Source organism: Pseudomonas sp. PDM05 (genome assembly GCF_014851685.1).
Taxonomy (GTDB): domain Bacteria; phylum Pseudomonadota; class Gammaproteobacteria; order Pseudomonadales; family Pseudomonadaceae; genus Aquipseudomonas.
In genome coordinates this window covers 15141-33439 of record NZ_JACVAC010000019.1, presented here as the reverse complement: position 1 = coordinate 33439, position 18299 = coordinate 15141, and the positions used below count along the sequence as shown (strand labels likewise).

At 63.4% G+C, this 18299-nt stretch carries 15 protein-coding genes and 2 pseudogenes; 8 read left to right on the top strand and 9 right to left on the bottom strand.

The window, feature by feature from the left end:
* Positions 1 to 131 precede the first annotated feature (131 nt).
* Complete coding sequence (locus IB241_RS25235) at positions 132 to 1223, bottom strand: NADH:flavin oxidoreductase/NADH oxidase (RefSeq protein ID WP_192300898.1); 1092 nt, start codon at positions 1221 to 1223, stop codon at positions 132 to 134.
* A gap of 80 nt (positions 1224 to 1303) precedes the next feature.
* On the opposite strand from IB241_RS25235, the gene IB241_RS25230 reads away from it, so the two are divergent.
* From IB241_RS25230 to IB241_RS25215, 5 genes and pseudogenes are all read left to right on the top strand, one after another.
* Complete coding sequence (locus IB241_RS25230; protein ID WP_192300897.1) at positions 1304 to 1615, top strand: ArsR/SmtB family transcription factor; 312 nt, start codon at positions 1304 to 1306, stop codon at positions 1613 to 1615.
* Between the two features lie 85 nt (positions 1616 to 1700).
* The gene (locus tag IB241_RS25225) at positions 1701 to 2591 is read left to right on the top strand and encodes a bestrophin family protein (RefSeq protein ID WP_192300896.1); all 891 of its coding nucleotides are present in this window, start codon (positions 1701 to 1703) and stop codon (positions 2589 to 2591) included.
* A gap of 42 nt (positions 2592 to 2633) precedes the next feature.
* A pseudogene (locus tag IB241_RS28045) lies at positions 2634 to 3821 on the top strand (cache domain-containing protein); the annotation flags it as partial.
* Between the two features lie 345 nt (positions 3822 to 4166).
* Positions 4167 to 4682, top strand: a pseudogene (locus tag IB241_RS28040) (methyl-accepting chemotaxis protein); the annotation flags it as partial.
* Between the two features lie 94 nt (positions 4683 to 4776).
* Complete coding sequence (locus tag IB241_RS25215) at positions 4777 to 5592, top strand: DeoR/GlpR family DNA-binding transcription regulator (RefSeq protein WP_192300894.1); 816 nt, start codon at positions 4777 to 4779, stop codon at positions 5590 to 5592.
* Positions 5593 to 5759: 167 nt separating this feature from the next.
* Here the strand turns inward: IB241_RS25215 and otnI are convergent, their stop codons facing one another.
* From otnI to ltnD, 5 genes are all read right to left on the bottom strand, one after another.
* A complete protein-coding gene (gene otnI, locus IB241_RS25210; RefSeq protein ID WP_192300893.1) occupies positions 5760 to 6533 on the bottom strand; it encodes a 2-oxo-tetronate isomerase in 774 nt (257 codons plus the stop codon).
* Between the two features lie 15 nt (positions 6534 to 6548).
* Entirely contained in the window at positions 6549 to 8009 is a 1461-nt protein-coding gene (locus tag IB241_RS25205; RefSeq protein WP_192300892.1) for an SLC13 family permease, read from the bottom strand.
* 91 nt (positions 8010 to 8100) lie between these two features.
* The gene (locus IB241_RS25200) at positions 8101 to 8745 is read right to left on the bottom strand and encodes an aldolase (protein WP_192300891.1); all 645 of its coding nucleotides are present in this window, start codon (positions 8743 to 8745) and stop codon (positions 8101 to 8103) included.
* Positions 8742 to 10034: a 3-oxo-tetronate kinase gene (gene otnK, locus IB241_RS25195; protein ID WP_192300890.1), complete on the bottom strand. Its 1293-nt coding sequence runs from the start codon at positions 10032 to 10034 to the stop codon at positions 8742 to 8744. The genes IB241_RS25200 and otnK overlap by 4 nt, the downstream gene beginning before the upstream one ends.
* A 10-nt stretch (positions 10035 to 10044) precedes the next feature.
* Positions 10045 to 11019 (bottom strand): L-threonate dehydrogenase, encoded by a 975-nt coding sequence (gene ltnD / locus IB241_RS25190; protein ID WP_225595722.1) that lies wholly within the window; start codon positions 11017 to 11019, stop codon positions 10045 to 10047.
* Positions 11020 to 11215: 196 nt separating this feature from the next.
* On the opposite strand from ltnD, the gene IB241_RS25185 reads away from it, so the two are divergent.
* Both IB241_RS25185 and IB241_RS25180 read left to right on the top strand, forming a co-directional pair.
* Entirely contained in the window at positions 11216 to 13624 is a 2409-nt protein-coding gene (locus IB241_RS25185) for a glucose/quinate/shikimate family membrane-bound PQQ-dependent dehydrogenase (RefSeq protein ID WP_192300888.1), read from the top strand.
* A 56-nt stretch (positions 13625 to 13680) separates the two neighbouring features.
* Complete coding sequence (locus IB241_RS25180; protein ID WP_192300887.1) at positions 13681 to 14946, top strand: carbohydrate porin; 1266 nt, start codon at positions 13681 to 13683, stop codon at positions 14944 to 14946.
* Here IB241_RS25180 and IB241_RS25175 read toward each other — a convergent pair.
* Entirely contained in the window at positions 14943 to 15641 is a 699-nt protein-coding gene (locus IB241_RS25175; protein ID WP_192300886.1) for a lysophospholipid acyltransferase family protein, read from the bottom strand. The genes IB241_RS25180 and IB241_RS25175 overlap by 4 nt on opposite strands.
* A 12-nt stretch (positions 15642 to 15653) precedes the next feature.
* Positions 15654 to 16214: an acyl-homoserine-lactone synthase gene (locus IB241_RS25170; RefSeq protein WP_318652613.1), complete on the bottom strand. Its 561-nt coding sequence runs from the start codon at positions 16212 to 16214 to the stop codon at positions 15654 to 15656.
* A gap of 199 nt (positions 16215 to 16413) precedes the next feature.
* On the opposite strand from IB241_RS25170, the gene IB241_RS25165 reads away from it, so the two are divergent.
* Positions 16414 to 17127, top strand: coding sequence for an autoinducer binding domain-containing protein (locus IB241_RS25165; RefSeq protein ID WP_192300885.1), 714 nt, complete (start codon positions 16414 to 16416; stop codon positions 17125 to 17127).
* On the opposite strand, the gene IB241_RS25160 is transcribed toward IB241_RS25165, so the two are convergent.
* A complete protein-coding gene (locus IB241_RS25160) occupies positions 17124 to 18293 on the bottom strand; it encodes a XylR family transcriptional regulator (RefSeq protein ID WP_192300884.1) in 1170 nt (389 codons plus the stop codon). The two genes, IB241_RS25165 and IB241_RS25160, sit on opposite strands and share 4 nt — an antisense overlap.
* Positions 18294 to 18299: the final 6 nt, after the last annotated feature.

The following is an 18299-nucleotide window of genomic DNA, read 5'->3' as shown; positions in this document are numbered from 1 at the left end:
TCAATTGATATGCGTTCTCATTCACTATTTTTCGGGTAACCACTTTGTATCGGCTTGACGCGAAGCAACGGTGGGAGGGAGCAAGCCCCCTCCCACCGTTGGATTTTTTCCAGCCTTGGCGTTATCGCCAATCAGCGATAGCGCTCCAACCAATGCGCGTAAGGCGCCGGCAAGGTCCACGACGCCTTCTCCACGCCCAGTTCCTTGGCCGCAAAGTACGCCCAATGCGGATCAGCCAAATGGGCACGGCCGACCGAAACCAGGTCCAGATGCCCGGCCTGCAAGGCTTCTTCCGCCAGATGCGGCGTGCCAAACCCCCACGCCGAAGTCACCGGGATACCGGCTTCGCGGCGCACGCGCTCGGCAATCGGGCCCATGAATGCCGGGCCCCACGGGATATGGGTGTCCGGGATGGTAAAGCCGACGCTGACGCTCAACAGGTCCAGGCCACCGGCCTTGAAACGACGGGCCAGTTCGATGGATTCGGTGAGGGTCTGCTCGTCACGGCCGTCGTATTCGAGCACACCGAAACGCGCGGTCAGCGGCAGGTTTTCCGGCCAGACTTCGCGCACGGCGGCCAGGGTTTCCAGAAGGAAGCGGCTGCGGTTGTCAAAGCTGCCACCGTAGGCGTCGGTGCGCTGGTTGGAGTGTTCGGAGAAGAAACTCTGGCCCAGGTAGCCGTGGGCGAAGTGCAACTCGATCCATTCAAAACCGGCGTCGCGGGCACGGCGGGCGGCGTCGACGAAGTCCTGGCGTACGCGGGCGATGTCGTCCAGGGTCATGGCGCGAGGCACTTGTGGCAGGTTGGCACCAAAGGCAATCGCCGACGGCGCGATGGTTTCCCATGCGCGGGCGTCGGAAGCGGGCATATGGTCATCGCCTTCCCACGGGCGGTTGGCACTGGCCTTGCGCCCGGCGTGGCCGATCTGGATGCCCGGCACCGAGCCGGCAGCCTTGATCGCCTTGACCATCGGCACAAACGCGGCCGCATGGGCATCGCTCCAGATCCCCGCGCAACCCGGGGTGATACGGCCTTCCGGCGCCACGGCGGTGGCCTCGACCACCACCAGCCCTGCCCCACCACGGGCCATGCTGGCCAGGTGCACGTGGTGCCAGTCGTTGACGATGCCGTCATCGGCCATGTACTGGCACATCGGCGGGATGGCGATGCGGTTGCGCAGGGTGACGTCTTTGAGTTTGAACGGTTCGAACAAGGCGGCCATGGGACGACTCCAGCAAGGGGGTGGTTGATTCGATAGTTCGATGGTAATCGAACTATAGTATTCAGCGATAGCCCCCTGTTATGATTCATTTCATGCGAGCCTTCAAACACCCCCTTGTCCAAGACCTCACCCTCGAACGCGTGCTCTACGCGCTGAGCGACCCGGTGCGCCTGGAAATCGTGCGTTGCCTGGCCGGTGTTGCCGAAGCCAGCTGTGGCGAACTGGATGGCGGGCGGCCCAAGTCGAGCATGTCCCACCACTTTCGTGTGTTGCGCGATGCCGGGCTGGTGCAGACGCGCAGTGTGGGGACCACGCACATGAACTCATTGCGCGGCGATGAGCTGGAAACCCGCTTCCCGGGCTTGCTCGCCAGCATCCTCGCCCAGCAATAAGAAACGTTTCAGCAGCGAACCTTTCCCCCCTACCCCGCGTCCGAGCTAAGGCACTGTTGCCCACCGCTCGTCGCGAGGTCGTCGTTTGAAAGCCGCCATCATCAAGAAATACCGCCTGATCATCAAAACCATGGGCTACGTCGGTTGGGCCCTGTTCTGGCTGTTGCTGTGGGACGTCGCCGTCACCGTGGACTTCATGCTGTTCCTCACCTACAAGATCAACCTGCCGCTGATGCCCCTGACCCTGCTCGGCTCGGCGCTGGTGGTGCTGATCAGTTTTCGCAACAGCAGCGCCTATAACCGTTGGTGGGAGGCGCGCACGCTGTGGGGGGCGATGGTCAATAATTCGCGCAGCTTTGCGCGCCAGGTGCTGACGCTGCTGGATGACGCGGACGACGAAGTGAACCCGGTCAAGGCCACCCTGCTGCGTCGGCATGTGGCCTATGTGAATTGCCTGGCCGCGCACCTCAAGGGCCAGCCGTGCCCTGACGAGGTCCGTGCGTTTATCCCCGCCGATGAGTTTGCCCGCAGCGGCGCCACCAATAATTTTGCCAACGACATCCTTACCGGTTCGGCGACGTTGCTCGCCAGGGAGTACAAGGCCGGCCACCTCGACAGCATCCGCCTGGCGCGGCTGGAATCGACCCTGGTGGACCTGTCCAACGCCCAGGGCGGCATGGAGCGCATCGCCAACACCCCACTGCCCTACCCCTACGTGTACTTCCCGCGCCTATTCATCTCACTGTTCTGCCTGATCGTGCCGGTGGGCCTGGTGGAATCCCTCGGCTGGTTCACTCCGCTGGCCTCCACGGTGGTGGGCTTCATGCTGCTGGCCATCGAGCGTATCGGCACCGACCTGCAAAGCCCGTTCTACTCCAGCGAACACCAGATCCAGATGGACACCATCTGCGAAACCATTGAAAAAAACCTGCAATCGATGCAGCGCGATGCACTGGGTGGCGAGCGTATCGGCTAAACGCTGCCCAACGCCTAAAGTGCGTGCCCTGCTGGTCGATATATGGGGGGTACGCATGGGCAATCCCCCCTAAAAACAACACATGCGACGCTCTTCGCTGCTTTTCTCCGCCTTGCCAACTCTAATAAGTACCCTGCGGGAGATGTCATGAATATCAAACACAAGCTGACCTGGGCGTTTGCGACCATCGCATGCGTGCCGGTGATCCTGGTGGCCGTGCTGGTGGTACTGAACCTGCGGGATGCGGCCGTGGCCAACTTCCTCGACAGCAGTAGCCGCGAGATCCGCCAGATCGACAATGGCATGAAGCAATTCTTCGACGGCATCAGCCAGAACGTTGAATATGTGGCCAAGGACCCGCGCGTTGTCGCAGCCAAAGACCTCAAGAGCTACGCCGGTGCCGACGCCGCGCAAATCCCCCTGACCCAAACGAATAAAGAGCTGCTGGCGATTTTCGACCAGTTCGCCAAAAGCCACCCCAGCACCGCCTACCTGTCCCTCGGCCTCGCCGACGGCGGTTACGCCAGCTACCCCGACGACACCAAGCTGAACAACTACGACCCACGCGTGCGCCCTTGGTATAAAGCCGCCATCGCCGCACCGGGCACTACCGTGCGTACCGGGGCGTACTACTGGGCGCCGGACGATGTGGTGCTGATCGGCACCGTGCACACCGTTGCCGACGCCACCGGCAACATCCTCGGCGTGGTTGGCCTGGACGTGTCGCTCAAGCAACTCACCGAACTGGTGCGCAACATCAAACTGGGCGACAGCGGTTACCTGATGCTGGTGGAAGGCAACGGCAACGTGCTGGTAGACCCCAGCGATGCCAAGCACAACTTCAAGCCCTTGGCCGACCTCGGCCCGCAATACGCCGAACTGGCCAAGCGCACTGACGGCGCGACCCAGATCGAGATCGACGGCGTGCCTTACATGGTCAACGTGGTCAGCTCCAAAGACCTGGGCTGGCGCTTCATCGGCCTGATCAAGCGCGACGAGGTGATGGCCGGCGCCTCCAGCCTGACCTGGCTGATCGCCGCCATCGCCGCCGCGCTGGCCGTGGTGTTCGCCCTCGTCGGTGCGAGTTTCGCCAGCATGATCGTGCGACCGATCCGCGGCGTGGCCGATGGCCTGCAGGAAATCGCCGAAGGTGAAGGCGACCTGACGCGTAAACTCAGCGTGCAAGGCAAGGACGAAACCGCGACCCTGGCCGGCTGGTTCAACCAGTTCCTCGGCGCGATTGCGCAGTTGGTGCAGCGTATCGGCAGTGCGTCCAACGACCTGCAAAGCGCCGCCGCCGACACCAGCGACGTCGCCAACAACATGAACCAGGCCGCCGGCCGCCAGCGCGAAGCCGTGGAACTGGTCAGCACCGCGTTCAACGAGATGGTCGCCACTTCCAACGAAGTCGCACGCTCGTGCAGCGCCGCCGCCACCAGTGCCGATGAGGGCTACCGCGACGTACATAACGGCCAGCAACACATCGGCGAAGCCACCGGCAGCGTACTCAAGCTCAGCGAAGACCTGCAAAAGTCGACCCAGACCATGCAGTTGCTGGAGCAGGACAGCCAGAACATCAACACCATCCTCGACACCATCCGTTCGATTGCCGAACAGACCAACCTGCTCGCGCTCAACGCCGCCATCGAAGCCGCGCGCGCCGGCGACCAAGGTCGCGGCTTTGCGGTGGTGGCCGACGAAGTGCGCGCCCTCGCCCGCCGCACCGCCGATTCCACCGGCGAGATCGACAGCCTGCTGGGCAACCTCGCCCGGCGCACACAGGAAGTCACCTTGCAGATGCAGGGCAGCCTGCTGGTTTCGCAGACCAGCGTGGATCGCATCCAGCAGGCCCGCGACAGCTTTGACAAGATCCTGGGCTCGGTGGACTCGATCCGCGACCAGAACACCCAGATCGCTACCGCCGCCGAAGAACAGCACCAGGTGGCCGAAGAGATCAACCGGCACATCGCGCAGATCCATGCCGATGCGCAACTGGTTGAAGGCTTCGCCCACTCGGCGCAGGCCGGTTCAGGCCGGCTTACGGATATTTCGGGGCAGCTCAAGGGGTTGGTGGGCCGGTTCAAATACTAGATAACCTCAGCCTGGGTTCGCCTGCAGGGAGCAGGCGAACGCTGCGTGTATTCGCTACTATGTGCACCAGCCCCCAGACCGACCCGGAACGCCAATGCCCAACCCCAAGGACACTGCTGCCGACAGCAGCACCCCGATGATTCCCGAGCAGCGTCGCGAGCAAATCCTGCGGCAGTTGCGCAAGCATCAGGTGATGAGCGTGCACCAACTGATGGAGATGTTCGACTGCTCGCATATGACCGTGCGCCGCGACATCGCGCTGCTGGAGCAGGAGGGCCGGGCCTATTCGGTCACCGGAGGGGTGCGTATCGCCAGCCAGTTGCACAGCGAGCCGAGCCATCAGTCCAAGGCCGTGGTGGAACTGCCGCAGAAACAGGCCATGGCGCGCCTGGCCGCACGGTTGCTGCACGCGGACATGACGGTGTACCTGGATGCGGGCACCAGCACCCTGGAGATCGTGCCCTATATCAAGGCGCTGTCGGGGATGACGGTGGTGACCAACGACTTCGGCATTGTGCAGGCCTTGATGGATGCGCAACAGGTGACCGTCATCCACACCGGCGGGCAGCTGGACCATGACAACCATTCTTCGGTCGGCGGGCTGGCGGTGGCGACCTTGCGTCAGGTGGTCACCGACATCGCGTTCATGTCTACCAGCTCCTGGGACCTGCACCGTGGCATCACCACCCCCTCGGCGCTGAAGGTCGAGGTCAAGCAAGTGGCCATGCAATCGGCGGCGCAGGTGGTGCTGGTGGCAAGCAGTTCCAAGTACGGCACCTTCAGCATGTACCGGATTGCCGGGTTGGAACCGTTCGACGTGATCATCAGCGACGACGCCCTCGCCCCGGCGGCGGCGGACGGCATCCGCAAGCGCGGCATCGAGCTGATGCTGCCAACCCAACCTAACTGATAAAACCCGTAGTGAGCGGGCTTGCCCCGCGCCGGGGGGCGAAGCCGCCCTAAATCCCGTCACCTCGGTATTCCTGAAACACCGTGGTGCCTGGGTTTAGGGCGGCTTCGCCCCCCAGCGCGGGGCAAGCCCGCTCACTACAAAGCACGTTGCCGAACGCGGGCCCGTTAGAGATCCCGCAACCATTGCAGGCCCGTCGAGGTGTCGCCCCTTGGCCGGTACTCGCAGCCAACCCAGCCGGTGTAGCCCAACTGGTCCATCAGGCCGAACAGGTAGCCGTAGTTCAACTCGCCCGAGTCCGGCTCATGGCGGTCCGGTACGCCGGCGATCTGGATATGGCCGATGCCGTTGAAATCACGACGCAGCTTGGTCGCCACATCCCCCTCGACAATCTGGCAGTGGTAGCAGTCGAACTGCACTTTGAGGTTGCTCGCCCCCACTTCACGGCAGATGGCCTGGGCCTGGTCCTGGCGGTTGAGGAAGAATCCCGGCATGTCGCGGGTGTTGATCGGCTCCAGCAACACCGTCACCCCGACCCGGGCCGCTGCGGCGCTGGCGTAGGCGAGGTTTTCCAAGTACACGGCGTGGTGGCGCTGGCGCAGGTTTTCCGACGGCAACAGGCCGGCCATCACGTGGATGCGGTCGTTGCCGAGCACGGCGGCGTATTCCAGCGCGCGGTCGAAGCCCAGGCGAAACTCGGCCTCGCGCCCCGGCAGCGTGGCGATGCCGCGCTCCCCCGCCGCCCAGTCACCCGGCGGTGCATTGAACAGGGCCTGGACCAAACCGTTGTCGCTCAGGCGCTGCTTGAGCTCGGCCGCGCTGTAGTCGTAGGGAAACAGGTATTCCACCGCATCAAACCCATCGGCTTTCGCCGCGGCGAACCGCTGGAGAAAGTCGTGTTGCGGATACAGCATGCTCAGGTTGGCAGCAAAGCGAGGCATGGGAACTCCTGGAAGTCAGACAAAAGGCCAGATCAGTAGGGTAATCAAGAACCCCAAGGTGCCGAGCAAGGTGGTGATCACCGTCCACGTGCGCAGACCGTCCGCCACGTTGAGCCCGGCGAGCTTGGTGAAGATCCAGTAGCCGGCGTCGTTGATGTGCGACATCGCCAGCCCGCCACCGCCCATGGCCAGGCACAGCAGCGCCAGGTGGTTGGGCGTGAGGTTGAGGGTGACGATCAGCGGGCTGATGATCCCGGCCGTGGTCACCAGCGCCACGGTCGTAGAACCCTGCACCGCACGCAGCAGCATGGTCAACAAAAAGCCCAGGGCCAGCACCGGCAAGCCGGTGGTACGCAGCATGTCGGAGACTACCGCGCCGATGCCGGTGTCCACCAGCACCTTGCCGAACACACCACCGGCACCGGCAATGAGGATCACCATGGCCACGCCCGGCAACGCCGAACCAATCACATCCGATACCTGGCTGCGGCTCCAGCCACGGCGCGAGCCCAATAGCCAGGCGCACAGCAAGGTGTCGATCAGCAGCGCGACCAGCGGCGCGCCGAGCACCGTCATCACTCCACGCAAGGTCGACTCGACCGGCAACAGCGAAGTCGCCAGGGTACCCAACAGGATCAACACAATCGGCAGCAGGATCAGGCTGACAATCAAGCCAAAACCCGGTGCAGGCGCCGCCGGCAGCTTGGCGGCGATGGCGCTGGTGGATTCTTCCAGGCCCATGTGAGACTCGGCCACGGCCGCTTGTTGTACGGCCTGCTGGCCGCCATTGTTCCAGGCCTGCAAGTCGGCGTTGGTCACGTGCGGGCCGTAGACTTCGGCGCGGATGTCATCGGTCATCGGGTAGAAGCGGCGGGTCATGCGCCCCGCCACGCGATAGCCGATGTAGCACAGCAATGCGGTCATCGGCAGGCCGAACATCAGCACCCGCCCCAGGTCCGCCCCCAGTTGGCTGGCGGCCGCCACGGCACCCGGATGGGGCGGCAGGAACGCATGCACGGTCAGCAATGCCGCACACATCGGCAGCGCAAAAATCAGCAGCGGCTTGCGTGCGCGGCGAGCCACGCCATAGGCCAGCGGCATCAGGATAATCACCCCGACTTCAAAGAACACCGGCACGCCGATGATGAACCCGGCAATGGTCAGCGCCAGCGGCGTGCGGCTGTTGCCGAAGCGCTCGATCAGCGATTTGGCCAGGGCCTCGGCGCCGCCGGAGAGTTCGATGATGCGCCCGATCATCGCGCCCAGGGCAATGATGATTGCGATATGGCCAAGGGTCTTGCCCATGCCGCCTTCGATGGTCGCGACCAGGTCGGCGGGTTTCACCCCGGCGACCAGGGCCACCACGATACTCACCAGCATCAGCGCGACAAACGGCTGGAATTTGTACTTGAGGACCAGAAACAGCAGCAGCGCGATACCCGCACCGGCGGTCAACATCAAAATCAGTGGGCTCATTCGAAAATGTCCTGTTGTTATTGTTTTTTACGCAAGCCGGGGCCGTCGAGTCCCTGACCAGGGCCTCGGGGCAACGCGTGCAAAGTTGGGGTTACCAGTGCGCGCCGAACGTCTCGCGCAGTTCATCCAGTGCAGCCTGGTCCAGCGGCGCGGGCCGTGGGTTGCTCATCAACCAGAGCCGCGCGGTTTCTTCCAGTTCTTCCAGGGCGTAGCTGGCCTTGGCCACCGAGCTTTCCCAGACCACCGGCCCGAGGCGTTCGAGCATCACGCCGCGCACGCTGTTGGCCAGTTGTGCAACTTGCTCGGCAACCCTTGGGGAGCCGGGGCGCTGGTAGCCGATCAAGGGAATGTGCCCGACCTTCATCACCTGATACGGCGTGAGCGGCGGCAAGATGTCGTCCGCGCGCCACACCCCGGCCAGGGTCAGCGCCACCAGATGGGTCGAATGGGTATGCACCACACCGCCCACCGAAGGGTTGCGGTCGTACACCTGGCGATGCAGGGCCAGGGTCTTGGACGGCTTTTCACCGCTGACCCACTCGCCTTTCAGGTTGACCTTGGCGATGGCGGCCGGGGTCAGGCGCCCGAGGCAGATATCCGTCGGCGTAATCAGCCAGCCATCGTCGAGGCGCGCGCTGATATTGCCGGCACTGCCCACGGTGTAGCCGCGCTGATAAAGGCTGCGGCCGACCTCGCAGATTTCGTCGCGCTGGGCCTGTTCGTCGATGCCGCTCATTGCGCACCTCCGGCCAGTTGCGCAAGGGCCTTGGCGAAGAAATCGCGACCGCCGAAGTTGCCCGATTTCAACGCCAGCGCCAACGGCTCGGCACCACCGCTGAGGGTAGCCGGCACGCCCGGATCGATCTGCGCGCCGATCTGCAACAGGTTGACGCCCAGCGCCTTGACCACCGCGCCGGAGGTTTCGCCGCCGGCGATCACGAAGCGCCGCACGCCACTTGCGCGCAGGCCGCTGGCGATCTCGCCCAGCGCGTCCTCGACCAGGGCCCCGGCGCGTTCGACGCCCAATTGTTGTTGCACTGCCTTGACCTCGGCCGGGGTGCTGGTGGCGTAGATCAACACGGTGTGCGCGCTGTCGCGGGCAAACGCCAGGGCCTGGGCCACCACCGGTTCACCGGCCGCCAGGGCCAGCGGATCGATGCGCAACGCCGGGCGCCCGGCTTCTTGCCAGGCTGCCACCTGGCCCAGGGTCGCTACCGATGCACTGCCCGCCAACACCACTTCGCCGCCGCTGACCGAGGGCAACGTGGCGACATCGAAGTCACGCAATTTGCCGGCGCGGCGGAAATTGTCCGGCAGGCCCAATGCCAGGCCCGAGCCGCCGGTCAGCAACGGCAAGTCCGCGCAGGCACTGCCCAGGGTGTAGAGGTCGCGGTCCGACAGCGCATCGGCGATGGCGATGCCCACGCCTTGCGCACGCAGTTCGGCGATCTTGGCGCGGGTCGCCTCGACCCCGGCGCCAATCGCGTCGTAACGCAGCAGGCCGACCGGCAGCTGGGTCTGGCTTTGCAGCACACGCACCAGATTGGCGTCGCCCATCGGCGTCAACGGATGATGCTGCATGCCGGATTCGCTGAGCAGTTGGTCCTGCACAAACAAGTGGCCACGGAAAATCGTCCGACCGTTTTCCGGAAACGCCGGGCACGCCAGGGTGAAATCGCTGCCCAGAGCCTTGAGCAAGGCTTCGCTGACCTGGCCGATATTGCCTGCGGCGGTGGAATCGAAGGTGGAACAGTACTTGAAGAAAATCTGCTCGCAGCCCTGTGCGCGCAGCCAGTCCAGTGCGGCCAGGGATTCAGCAACCGCCTCGGCTGCCGGGGTGGTGCGCGACTTGAGGGCGATGACAATCGCATCCGCATCCAGCCCGGCCGCGACTTCGCGACTGGGGATGCCGATACTCTGCACCGTGCGCATGCCACCGCGCACGAGCATGTTGGCAAGGTCGGTGGCGCCGGTGAAATCGTCGGCGATGCAGCCCAGCAATGGGCGCGCGTTGGCAGTCGTCATGACGCGTTCCTTAAACAGAGTCGGGCTTGGCGGTCGGCAGATCGATACCGGGGAAAATCTTGATCACCGCCGAGTCGTCCTCGCGGCCGAAACCGGCACTGGAGGCCTGCATGAACATCTGATGTGCGGTGGCCGACAGCGGCAGCGGGAATTTGCTCGCACGGGCGGTATCCAGCACCAGGCCAAGGTCCTTGACGAAAATATCCACCGCCGACAGCGGCGTGTAGTCCGCCTTCAGAATGTGCGGCACGCGGTTTTCGAACATCCACGAGTTGCCGGCGCTGTGGGTGATGACTTCGTACAAGGCATCGGCGTCGACGCCTTCGCGCAGGCCCAGGGCCATGGCTTCGGCAGACGCAGCGATGTGCACGCCGGCGAGCAACTGGTTGATGATTTTGACTTTGGAGCCCAGGCCATGGACATCGCCCAGGCGATAGACCTTGCCCGCCATGCCGGCCAGCACGGCCTCAGCCTTGGCGTAAGCAGCGTGCGGGCCGGAGGTCATCATGGTCATTTCACCGGCGGCAGCCTTGGCCGCACCGCCGGAGATCGGTGCATCGAGGTACAGCAGGCCCTGCTCCGCCAGGCGCTGGCCGAGGTCAACCGCATAGGTCGGCGCCACGGTGGCGCAGCCGATCAGCAGGCTGCCAGGACGCAGTGCCGCCACCGCCCCGCCTTCACCGAACAACACGGTTTCGGTCTGCTCGGCGTTAACCACCACCGTGATGATCACATCGCAGGCTTCGGCCATCTGCGCCGCAGACGTGCAGGCCACCCCGCCTTCGCCTGCGAACTGCCGGGTGACGGCGTCACGCACGTCACAGGCATGCACATTGAAGCCGGCGCGCAGCAGCGAGCGGGCAATGCCCAGGCCCATCGCGCCCAGACCGACAACACCAACATTCTTATTATTCATGGGGTACTCCAGGGGAAAACGGCGGCTGAGGCCACACCGGCGAGCCGCGTTGGAATTGCTATCGATCATCCACCAATGAACAGATTATGTGAAGTATTTTTTCAATCTAACATTTTTTAACATCGCGTCTTTTCCGGCAAAGCGCCGCGCTCCCTGCTTGAATCATCACATCCCCTGCTACTTACGTCTTATCGCAAGAATGTACTAACCAGTTACTTATCTTGCTAACATTCTCTCTTTGCCATTCACCTTGAGTGCTGTCGACATGAAACAAGCATCACGCGCCACGGGCGCCTCTAGATTTCTCCTGCTGGGATTGGGCGTCATCATCGCCCTGCTCGGCGTGGCGCTGGCCGTTGGCGGCGCCAGGCTGGTCAGCCTTGGAGGTTCCTGGTATTTCCTGATCGGCGGCCTGGCCATGGCGGTCTCTGGGCTGCTGATTGCGCGGCAGAAACCAGCCGGCGCGTGGCTGTTCGCCGCGTTCCTGGTCGGCACGGCGATCTGGGCCGTAGCGGATGTGGGGCTGGTGTTCTGGCCGCTGTTCTCGCGGCTGTTCATGTTCGCGGCCATCGGCATGGTGGTGGCACTGGTTTACCCGCTGCTGGCCGGCAAGCCGGCGCGTGGCGCGTATGGCGTCACCGCCGTGTTGGCGGTCGGCGTGGCGGTGGCGGCGGGCAATATGTTTGTCGCCCACCCCAGCGTCGCGCCGACGGGTGCCGGTCCGGGCATCACCCCGGTGGCGGCGGCCGATGCGCAGAAAGATTGGGCGCACTACGGCAACACCGAAGGCGGCAGCCGTTTCGCCGCGCTGGACCAGATCAACCGTGACACCGTGAACAAACTCAAAGTGGCGTGGACCTACCACACAGGTGACGTCGCCCTCAGCGACGGCAACGGCGCCGAAGACCAACTGACGCCCTTGCAGATCGGCAACAAAGTCTTCATCTGCACCCCCCACAACAACCTGATCGCCCTCGACGCCGACACCGGCAAAGAGCTGTGGAAGAACGACGTCAACGCCAAGTCGGCGGTGTGGCAGCGTTGCCGTGGCATGGCCTACTTCGACGCCACCGCGCCGATTGCCCAGCCGACCCAACCAAACAGCTCGCCGATCATTGCTGCCAGTGTCGCCGCCGGTGCGCAGTGCCAGCGTCGCCTGCTGACCAACACCATCGATGCGCGCCTGATCGCCGTGGACGCCGACACCGGCAAGTTCTGCGAAGACTTCGGCAACCACGGCCAAGTGGATCTGAAAGCCGGCCTGGGCAACGTGCCGGACAGCTACTACCAACTGTCCTCGGCGCCATTGATCGCTGGCACCACCGTGGTGGTTGGCGGGCGCGTGGCGGACAACGTCCAGACCGACATGCCCGGCGGCGTGATCCGTGGCTTCGACGTGATCACCGGGCAAATGCGCTGGGCCTTCGACCCCGGCAACCCACAGGACAAACAAGCCCCGGCCGAGGGCAGCACCTACGTGCGCAGCACGCCAAACAGCTGGGCGCCGATGTCCTATGACCCGCTGATGAACACCCTGTTCTTGCCGATGGGCAGCTCGTCCACCGACATCTACGGGGTTGAACGCACGCAGCTGAACCACAAATACGGCGCGTCGGTCCTCGCGCTGGACGCCTCCACCGGCGCCGAAAAGTGGGTGTACCAGACCGTCCACAATGACCTGTGGGACTTCGACCTGCCGATGCAGCCAAGCCTGATCGACTTCACTGCACCCGGCACCGACAAAGCCGTGCCTGCAGTCGTGATAGGCACCAAGGCCGGGCAGATCTACGTGCTCGACCGCGCCACCGGCAAGCCGCTGACCGAGGTTAAGGAAGTACCGGTCAAGGCCGCCAACATCCCCAACGAACCCTACTCGCTGACCCAGCCTAAATCTGTGGGCATGCCACAGATCGGCGCGCAAACCCTGACCGAGTCGGACATGTGGGGGGCCACCCCGTTCGACCAACTGCTGTGCCGCATCGACTTCAAGGGCATGCGCTACGACGGCCTGTACACCGCGCCGGGCACCGATAAATCCCTGAGTTTCCCGGGCTCCCTGGGCGGCATGAACTGGGGCAGCATTTCCACCGACCCAGTGCACGGTTTTATCTTCGTCAATGACATGCGCCTGGGCCTGTGGATCCAGATGATACCGTCGCAGAATAAGGCCCAGGCCGCGTCCGGCGGCGAAGCGCTGAACACCGGCATGGGCGCCGTGCCCCTCAAGGGCACGCCGTATGCCGTGAACAAAAACCGCTTCCTGTCGGTGGCCGGTATTCCGTGCCAGGCGCCGCCGTTCGGCACCTTGACCGCGATCGACATGAAGACCCAGAAGGTCGCGTGGCAAGTGCCGGTGGGCACCGTTGAAGACACCGGCCCCCTGGGCATCCGCATGCACTTGCCGATCAAGATCGGCCTGCCGACCCTCGGCGGCACGCTGTCGACCCAAGGCGGCCTGATCTTTATCGCCGGCACCCAGGACTTCTACCTGCGCGCCTTCAACAGCGCCAACGGTGATGAAATCTGGAAAGCCCGCCTACCCGTCGGCAGCCAAGGCGGCCCGATGACCTACGTCTCGCCGAAAACCGGCAAGCAATACGTGGTGATCACCGCCGGCGGTGCACGCCAGTCCACTGACCGTGGCGACTACGTGATCGCCTACGCCCTGCCTTAACCCCTCGATCAAGCGCGGTGCCCTCTGCACCGCGCTTTCTGTCTGGAAGAACCCGCATGACCCTCACTTCTCACACGTCCCTGGGGCGCCTGCTGCTCGGCCTGGCCCTGGGCGCCGCCTTGCCCGTACAAGCCGATGACAGCACCCTGACCGGCGACTGGGGCGGCCTGCGTCGCGAGCTCGACGCACAAGGCATCCGCTTCACCGGCGACTACAGCGGCGAGACCGCCTACAACGCCCACGGCGGTATGCACCGCTCGGCGCGCTACTCGCAGAACCTCAAGCTCGGCGTGCAGTTCGACCTGGGCAAGCTCTACGGTTTCAACAACGGCGACCGCATCCAGCTGACCATCAACGACCGACGCGGCAACAGCGCCTCCGAAGACCTGGTGGGCAACCGCCTGCCGATCCAGGAAAACTACGGCGGCCTCTACACGCGCCTCACCGAGTTGAGCTATGAGCGCACGCTGTTCACCCCGGAGCTGAACGTCAAGCTCGGCTACATGGCCATGGGCAACGACCTCGGCGGCCTCGACAGCGGCATTCTGTGCAACTTCATGAACGCCGGTTTCTGCGGGCACCCGCTGAACATGTCCGGCGGCAGCGGCTGGACCAACTACCCGAATGCGCGCCTCGGTGCACGGGTCAAATACGACCTCTCGCCAAACTGGCAACTGCGCGTGGCGGCATTCAACGTCGACCCGCAAAGCAACGGCAACTCCAGCCGCGCCTGGCATCTGACCCCCAAGCACACCACCGGCACCGTGGTGCCCATCGAGCTGATCTACAAGCACGCGGGCACCCTGCCGGGCGAATACAAGGTGGGTTATTACTACGACAGCTCCGACGTCAAACGCATCGGCAGCACCAAGGATGTGAGTGGGCGCAGCGGGCACTACCTGCTGATCGACCAGGCCGTGTGGGCCTCGGATACATCCGCCGGTCGCGTGCTGCATGCCTTTGGCCAATACTCGGCGGCCAGTGAAGCGGCCTCACCGTTCAGCAAGTGGTATGGCGCGGGCATGGTGTTGTACAAACCGTTCGAAGGCCGCCCGCGTGACACCCTCGCCCTCGGCTACGGGCGTGCCGTGCCGAACCCGCGCAGCCGTGAGGTGCAGGAACTGGCGGCGTTCAACGCCGGTACCGATTACCCCAACCTGAACAACGCCGAGCAGTTGATCGAACTAAGCTACGGCTACCAGGCCACGCCGTGGCTGACCTTGCGTCCGGATGTGCAATACATCATCGAACCGGGGGCGTTTTCCGGGGACAAGATCGACGACGCGTTGGTCCTGGGTTTGCAGGTCAAGGCGACCTTCTAAGCCACCGGCAGCGCGTTGTTGATAATCTCGCGTGCGTAGTTCGCCAGTTGCTTGGCGCTCATCGCCGCGACCTCATCCGCCTCGATGGGCGGATGGGCGACGATGCTGACCTGCGTCCTGCGCAAGGCGTTGTAAGCGATATGGTTCACCGCCGGGCTGATCGTCACCGGAACGATCCCCACCCCCATCTCCTTGGCCAGCCGAAAGGCACCGCTCTTGAACGCGAGCATCTTTTCGCCATGGGTGCGCGTGCCTTCCGGGAAGATCCACAGCGACGTGTTGTCGGCCACCACCCGCCTGGCGAGCTTGCGCAACCCCTCGATAGACGCCCGTGGGCTGCTTCGATCGATGAACAGGCTGCCGGTCAACCAATACAACTGCCCTAGCAGCGGCAACCATTTGAGTGAGTGTTTGGCCACAATCACCGTACCGGGGTTGAGCGCTTGCGCCACGATCAGCGCGTCATGGTTGCATTGGTGGTTGGCCACATAAATATAGGGTTGGGTGGTGGGCACGCGGTCAAAGCCGTGCACCTCGACACGCACCGCGCAGATGCGATTGATCAGCGCGTAGACTCGGCAGGCCACGTACAGGTTTCGGTTCTTCGACGGGTTGATCAGCATGTAGAGGCATAAAAACGGAAAGCTCGACACGATCAACAACAGCACCAACAAGGCTCTGGCCAACGCAATCATAAATAACCCGCTTCAGGCCGCGAGGCACAAGGCGCGGGTGGTGGTGTCGTCGATGTCGATCCAGAATGGCACGATGCGTTGGTTGTCGATCAGGTGCGGCGCCGAGATCCGGCGCGTGGTAACGCCCATCCGCTTGAGCAGGCGCTCGTTGCCCACTGCGCTGAACGCAATCAGGCGAAAAGCGCCCTTGGAGCGCGCCACATCAATCACTTCGCGAACCAGTTTTACCGTGTTCTGCCACGATTGCTCGGCGCTCAACACCTGCCCCTTGGGCTGGCTGATGGCAAAGCGTGACAGCTCCCAAATATCCGCCGAGAACGGCGGCGGGCTTTCCCCCATCAGGTGCGGGAACACTTCGCCCAGCAAGTACGGGCCATTGGTGGGCAGCAGGCGGGCGCAACCGAAGATCTCGCGATCACGGTCACAGGCCAGAACGTAGACGGTATCCGGGCGATCAAACGCATCCAGCTCACGCCCCTCTTCGCACGGCAAGGGCCAGCCCAGGGCTTTGACAAATACCTCATACCGATACTTTGCCAGGGCACTCGCCATGCCTGGCAATAGTTCACCCACTGTCCCTGTTACTGCCGTAAGCATGCCAACCACCCAACCAATATTATTGGCCGAGTACAGCAAACCGTTGATTTTGTGAGTAGCTGCCCGAATGGGCAGGTGGACTACCCCCAGAAACTATGCATCCGCCGCCTGGAACAGCCTGTATAATTCGACTCCGCCCAGCTAAGACGGGCGTCGAGCATGGAAGGAACTCTTGGTGAATGACTGGCGCGAAACGTTAGTCGAGGCAGTGTCGGGCTGCACGACCGAACATGAACTATTCAATAAATTGCATGCCATTACGTCCGGCTTGGGCTTTGAATTCTGCTCCTACGGTCTAAGAATTCCGCTGCCGCTGGGCGCACCGCACTATGTCCTGCTGTCGAACTACCCGAGCGCCTGGGAAAGCAAGTACGTCAGCGAGAACTACTTCGTCCAGGACCCTACCGTCGAACATGGCCTGACCCGCTCCATCCCCCTGCATTGGTCCGCCGCGCAACAGCACAAACAATTGGCCTTCTGGGAGGAAGCGCGGCACTACCAGCTGAACCATGGCTGGTGCCTGTCTTCCCAGCGGGGGCCCAACGCGATTGGCCTGCTCTCGGTTTCACGCTCCAGTGAATATATTTCTGCGCTGGAGTTGGAGAGCGTCGAAAACAAGCTGATCTGGCTGACGCAGTTGGCGCACGAGTCCATGACACGCTTTTTCTCTGACAAATACCTGCCTGAAATCGACCGGCCCCTGACCGTGCGCGAGAAAGAAACCTTGCGCTGGACGGCACTGGGCAAGACCTATTTCGAGATCAGCATGATCCTGACCATCGACATCCGCACGGTGAAGTTTCATCTGGTCAACGCCATGCGCAAACTCCAGGCCAGCAACAAGGCCGAGGCGGCCGTCAAGGCGGCCCTGCTGGGGCTGCTTTTTTAACCCTGGCGATACTCTCCTGGCGTGCAACCAAACTCACGACGAAAGACCGTGTGCAGGTACTGGGCCGACTTGAAGCCGCAACGCTGCGCAATGTCGGCAATCGCCAGGCCACGGTTTTCCAGGCCTTTGGCGGCCGCCGCGAGCTTGAAGCGCAGGATCTCGTCATGCACGCTGCACCCGCGTTCGCGGCGAAAGTGCGCCTCGAGGGATGAACGCGATACCCCCACATACGCTGCCACCTGGGCGGTCTTGATGCCCTGGCAGGCGTACTGGCGGATAAACAGCAGCGCCTGCATCACATACGGGTTGCCCAAGGGTTGATGCAGGCTGGAGGCTTGCACATTGATCGCCTCCGGCGGCACCAGGATCTGCTCGGCCTTGCACGGCTTGCCATGCAGCATCTGGTGCAACAGCGCCGCCGCCGTGCGGCCCATGGTTTCGGTGCCCTGGATCACCGAACTCAGCGGCACCCGCGTGAGCGTGCGGGTCAGTGGGTCGTTGTCGATGCCGATCAGCGCGACCTCCTCCGGCACGGCAATCCCGGCGGTCAGACAGGCTTGCAACAACTGCCGCGCACGGGCATCGGTGACGGCGATGATGCCGATGGGTTTGGGCAAGCCCTGCAGCCAGGCGATCTGCTGCTCTACGGCGCTGTCCCACAGCGGTGCGCTGGTGCCCAGGCCGCGATAGATCTCGACGGCCAGGCCGTCGCGCTGCATCAGGCGGCGAAAGGCTTTTTCCCGCTCCTGAGCCCAGCGATTGGCCTTGGCCTCGGGCAGGCTGAAACAGGCAAAGCGCGTCAGGCCCGCTTCGATCAAGTGCTCATAGGCCAGCTTCATCAAGCCGTGGTTATCAGTGGCCACGTAGGGAATGCCCTTCGGATACGCCCGCGCATCCTCATAGGAACCACCCACCGCCACCACCGGCAGTCGGCTCCCGGCCAGCGCCTCGCCAATCAGCGGATCGTCGAAGTCGGCAATGATCCCATCGCCCTGCCAGCGTTCGATGCCCTTGAGGCGGCACAGAAAGTCCTCTTCAAGGAACAAGTCCCAGGAGGCGCGGGTGCTGCTCAGGTAATTGCCGATGCCGGCGATGATGCCGCGGTCGTAGATTTTGCTGCCGTTGAACAGCAAGGCAATGCGGTGCACGGGCGGTAGGGTTTTCATTGTTTT

Coding starts and splice junctions, on each gene's coding strand:
- IB241_RS25235 (WP_192300898.1), bottom strand. CDS start 1,223: ATGGCCGCCTTGTTCGAACCGTTCAAACTCAAAGACGTCACCCTGCGC.
- IB241_RS25230 (WP_192300897.1), top strand. CDS start 1,304: ATGATTCATTTCATGCGAGCCTTCAAACACCCCCTTGTCCAAGACCTC.
- IB241_RS25215 (WP_192300894.1), top strand. CDS start 4,777: ATGCCCAACCCCAAGGACACTGCTGCCGACAGCAGCACCCCGATGATT.
- otnI (WP_192300893.1), bottom strand. CDS start 6,533: ATGCCTCGCTTTGCTGCCAACCTGAGCATGCTGTATCCGCAACACGAC.
- IB241_RS25205 (WP_192300892.1), bottom strand. CDS start 8,009: ATGAGCCCACTGATTTTGATGTTGACCGCCGGTGCGGGTATCGCGCTG.
- IB241_RS25200 (WP_192300891.1), bottom strand. CDS start 8,745: ATGAGCGGCATCGACGAACAGGCCCAGCGCGACGAAATCTGCGAGGTC.
- otnK (WP_192300890.1), bottom strand. CDS start 10,034: ATGACGACTGCCAACGCGCGCCCATTGCTGGGCTGCATCGCCGACGAT.
- ltnD (WP_225595722.1), bottom strand. CDS start 11,019: ATGATCGATAGCAATTCCAACGCGGCTCGCCGGTGTGGCCTCAGCCGC.
- IB241_RS25185 (WP_192300888.1), top strand. CDS start 11,216: ATGAAACAAGCATCACGCGCCACGGGCGCCTCTAGATTTCTCCTGCTG.
- IB241_RS25180 (WP_192300887.1), top strand. CDS start 13,681: ATGACCCTCACTTCTCACACGTCCCTGGGGCGCCTGCTGCTCGGCCTG.
- IB241_RS25175 (WP_192300886.1), bottom strand. CDS start 15,641: ATGATTGCGTTGGCCAGAGCCTTGTTGGTGCTGTTGTTGATCGTGTCG.
- IB241_RS25160 (WP_192300884.1), bottom strand. CDS start 18,293: ATGAAAACCCTACCGCCCGTGCACCGCATTGCCTTGCTGTTCAACGGC.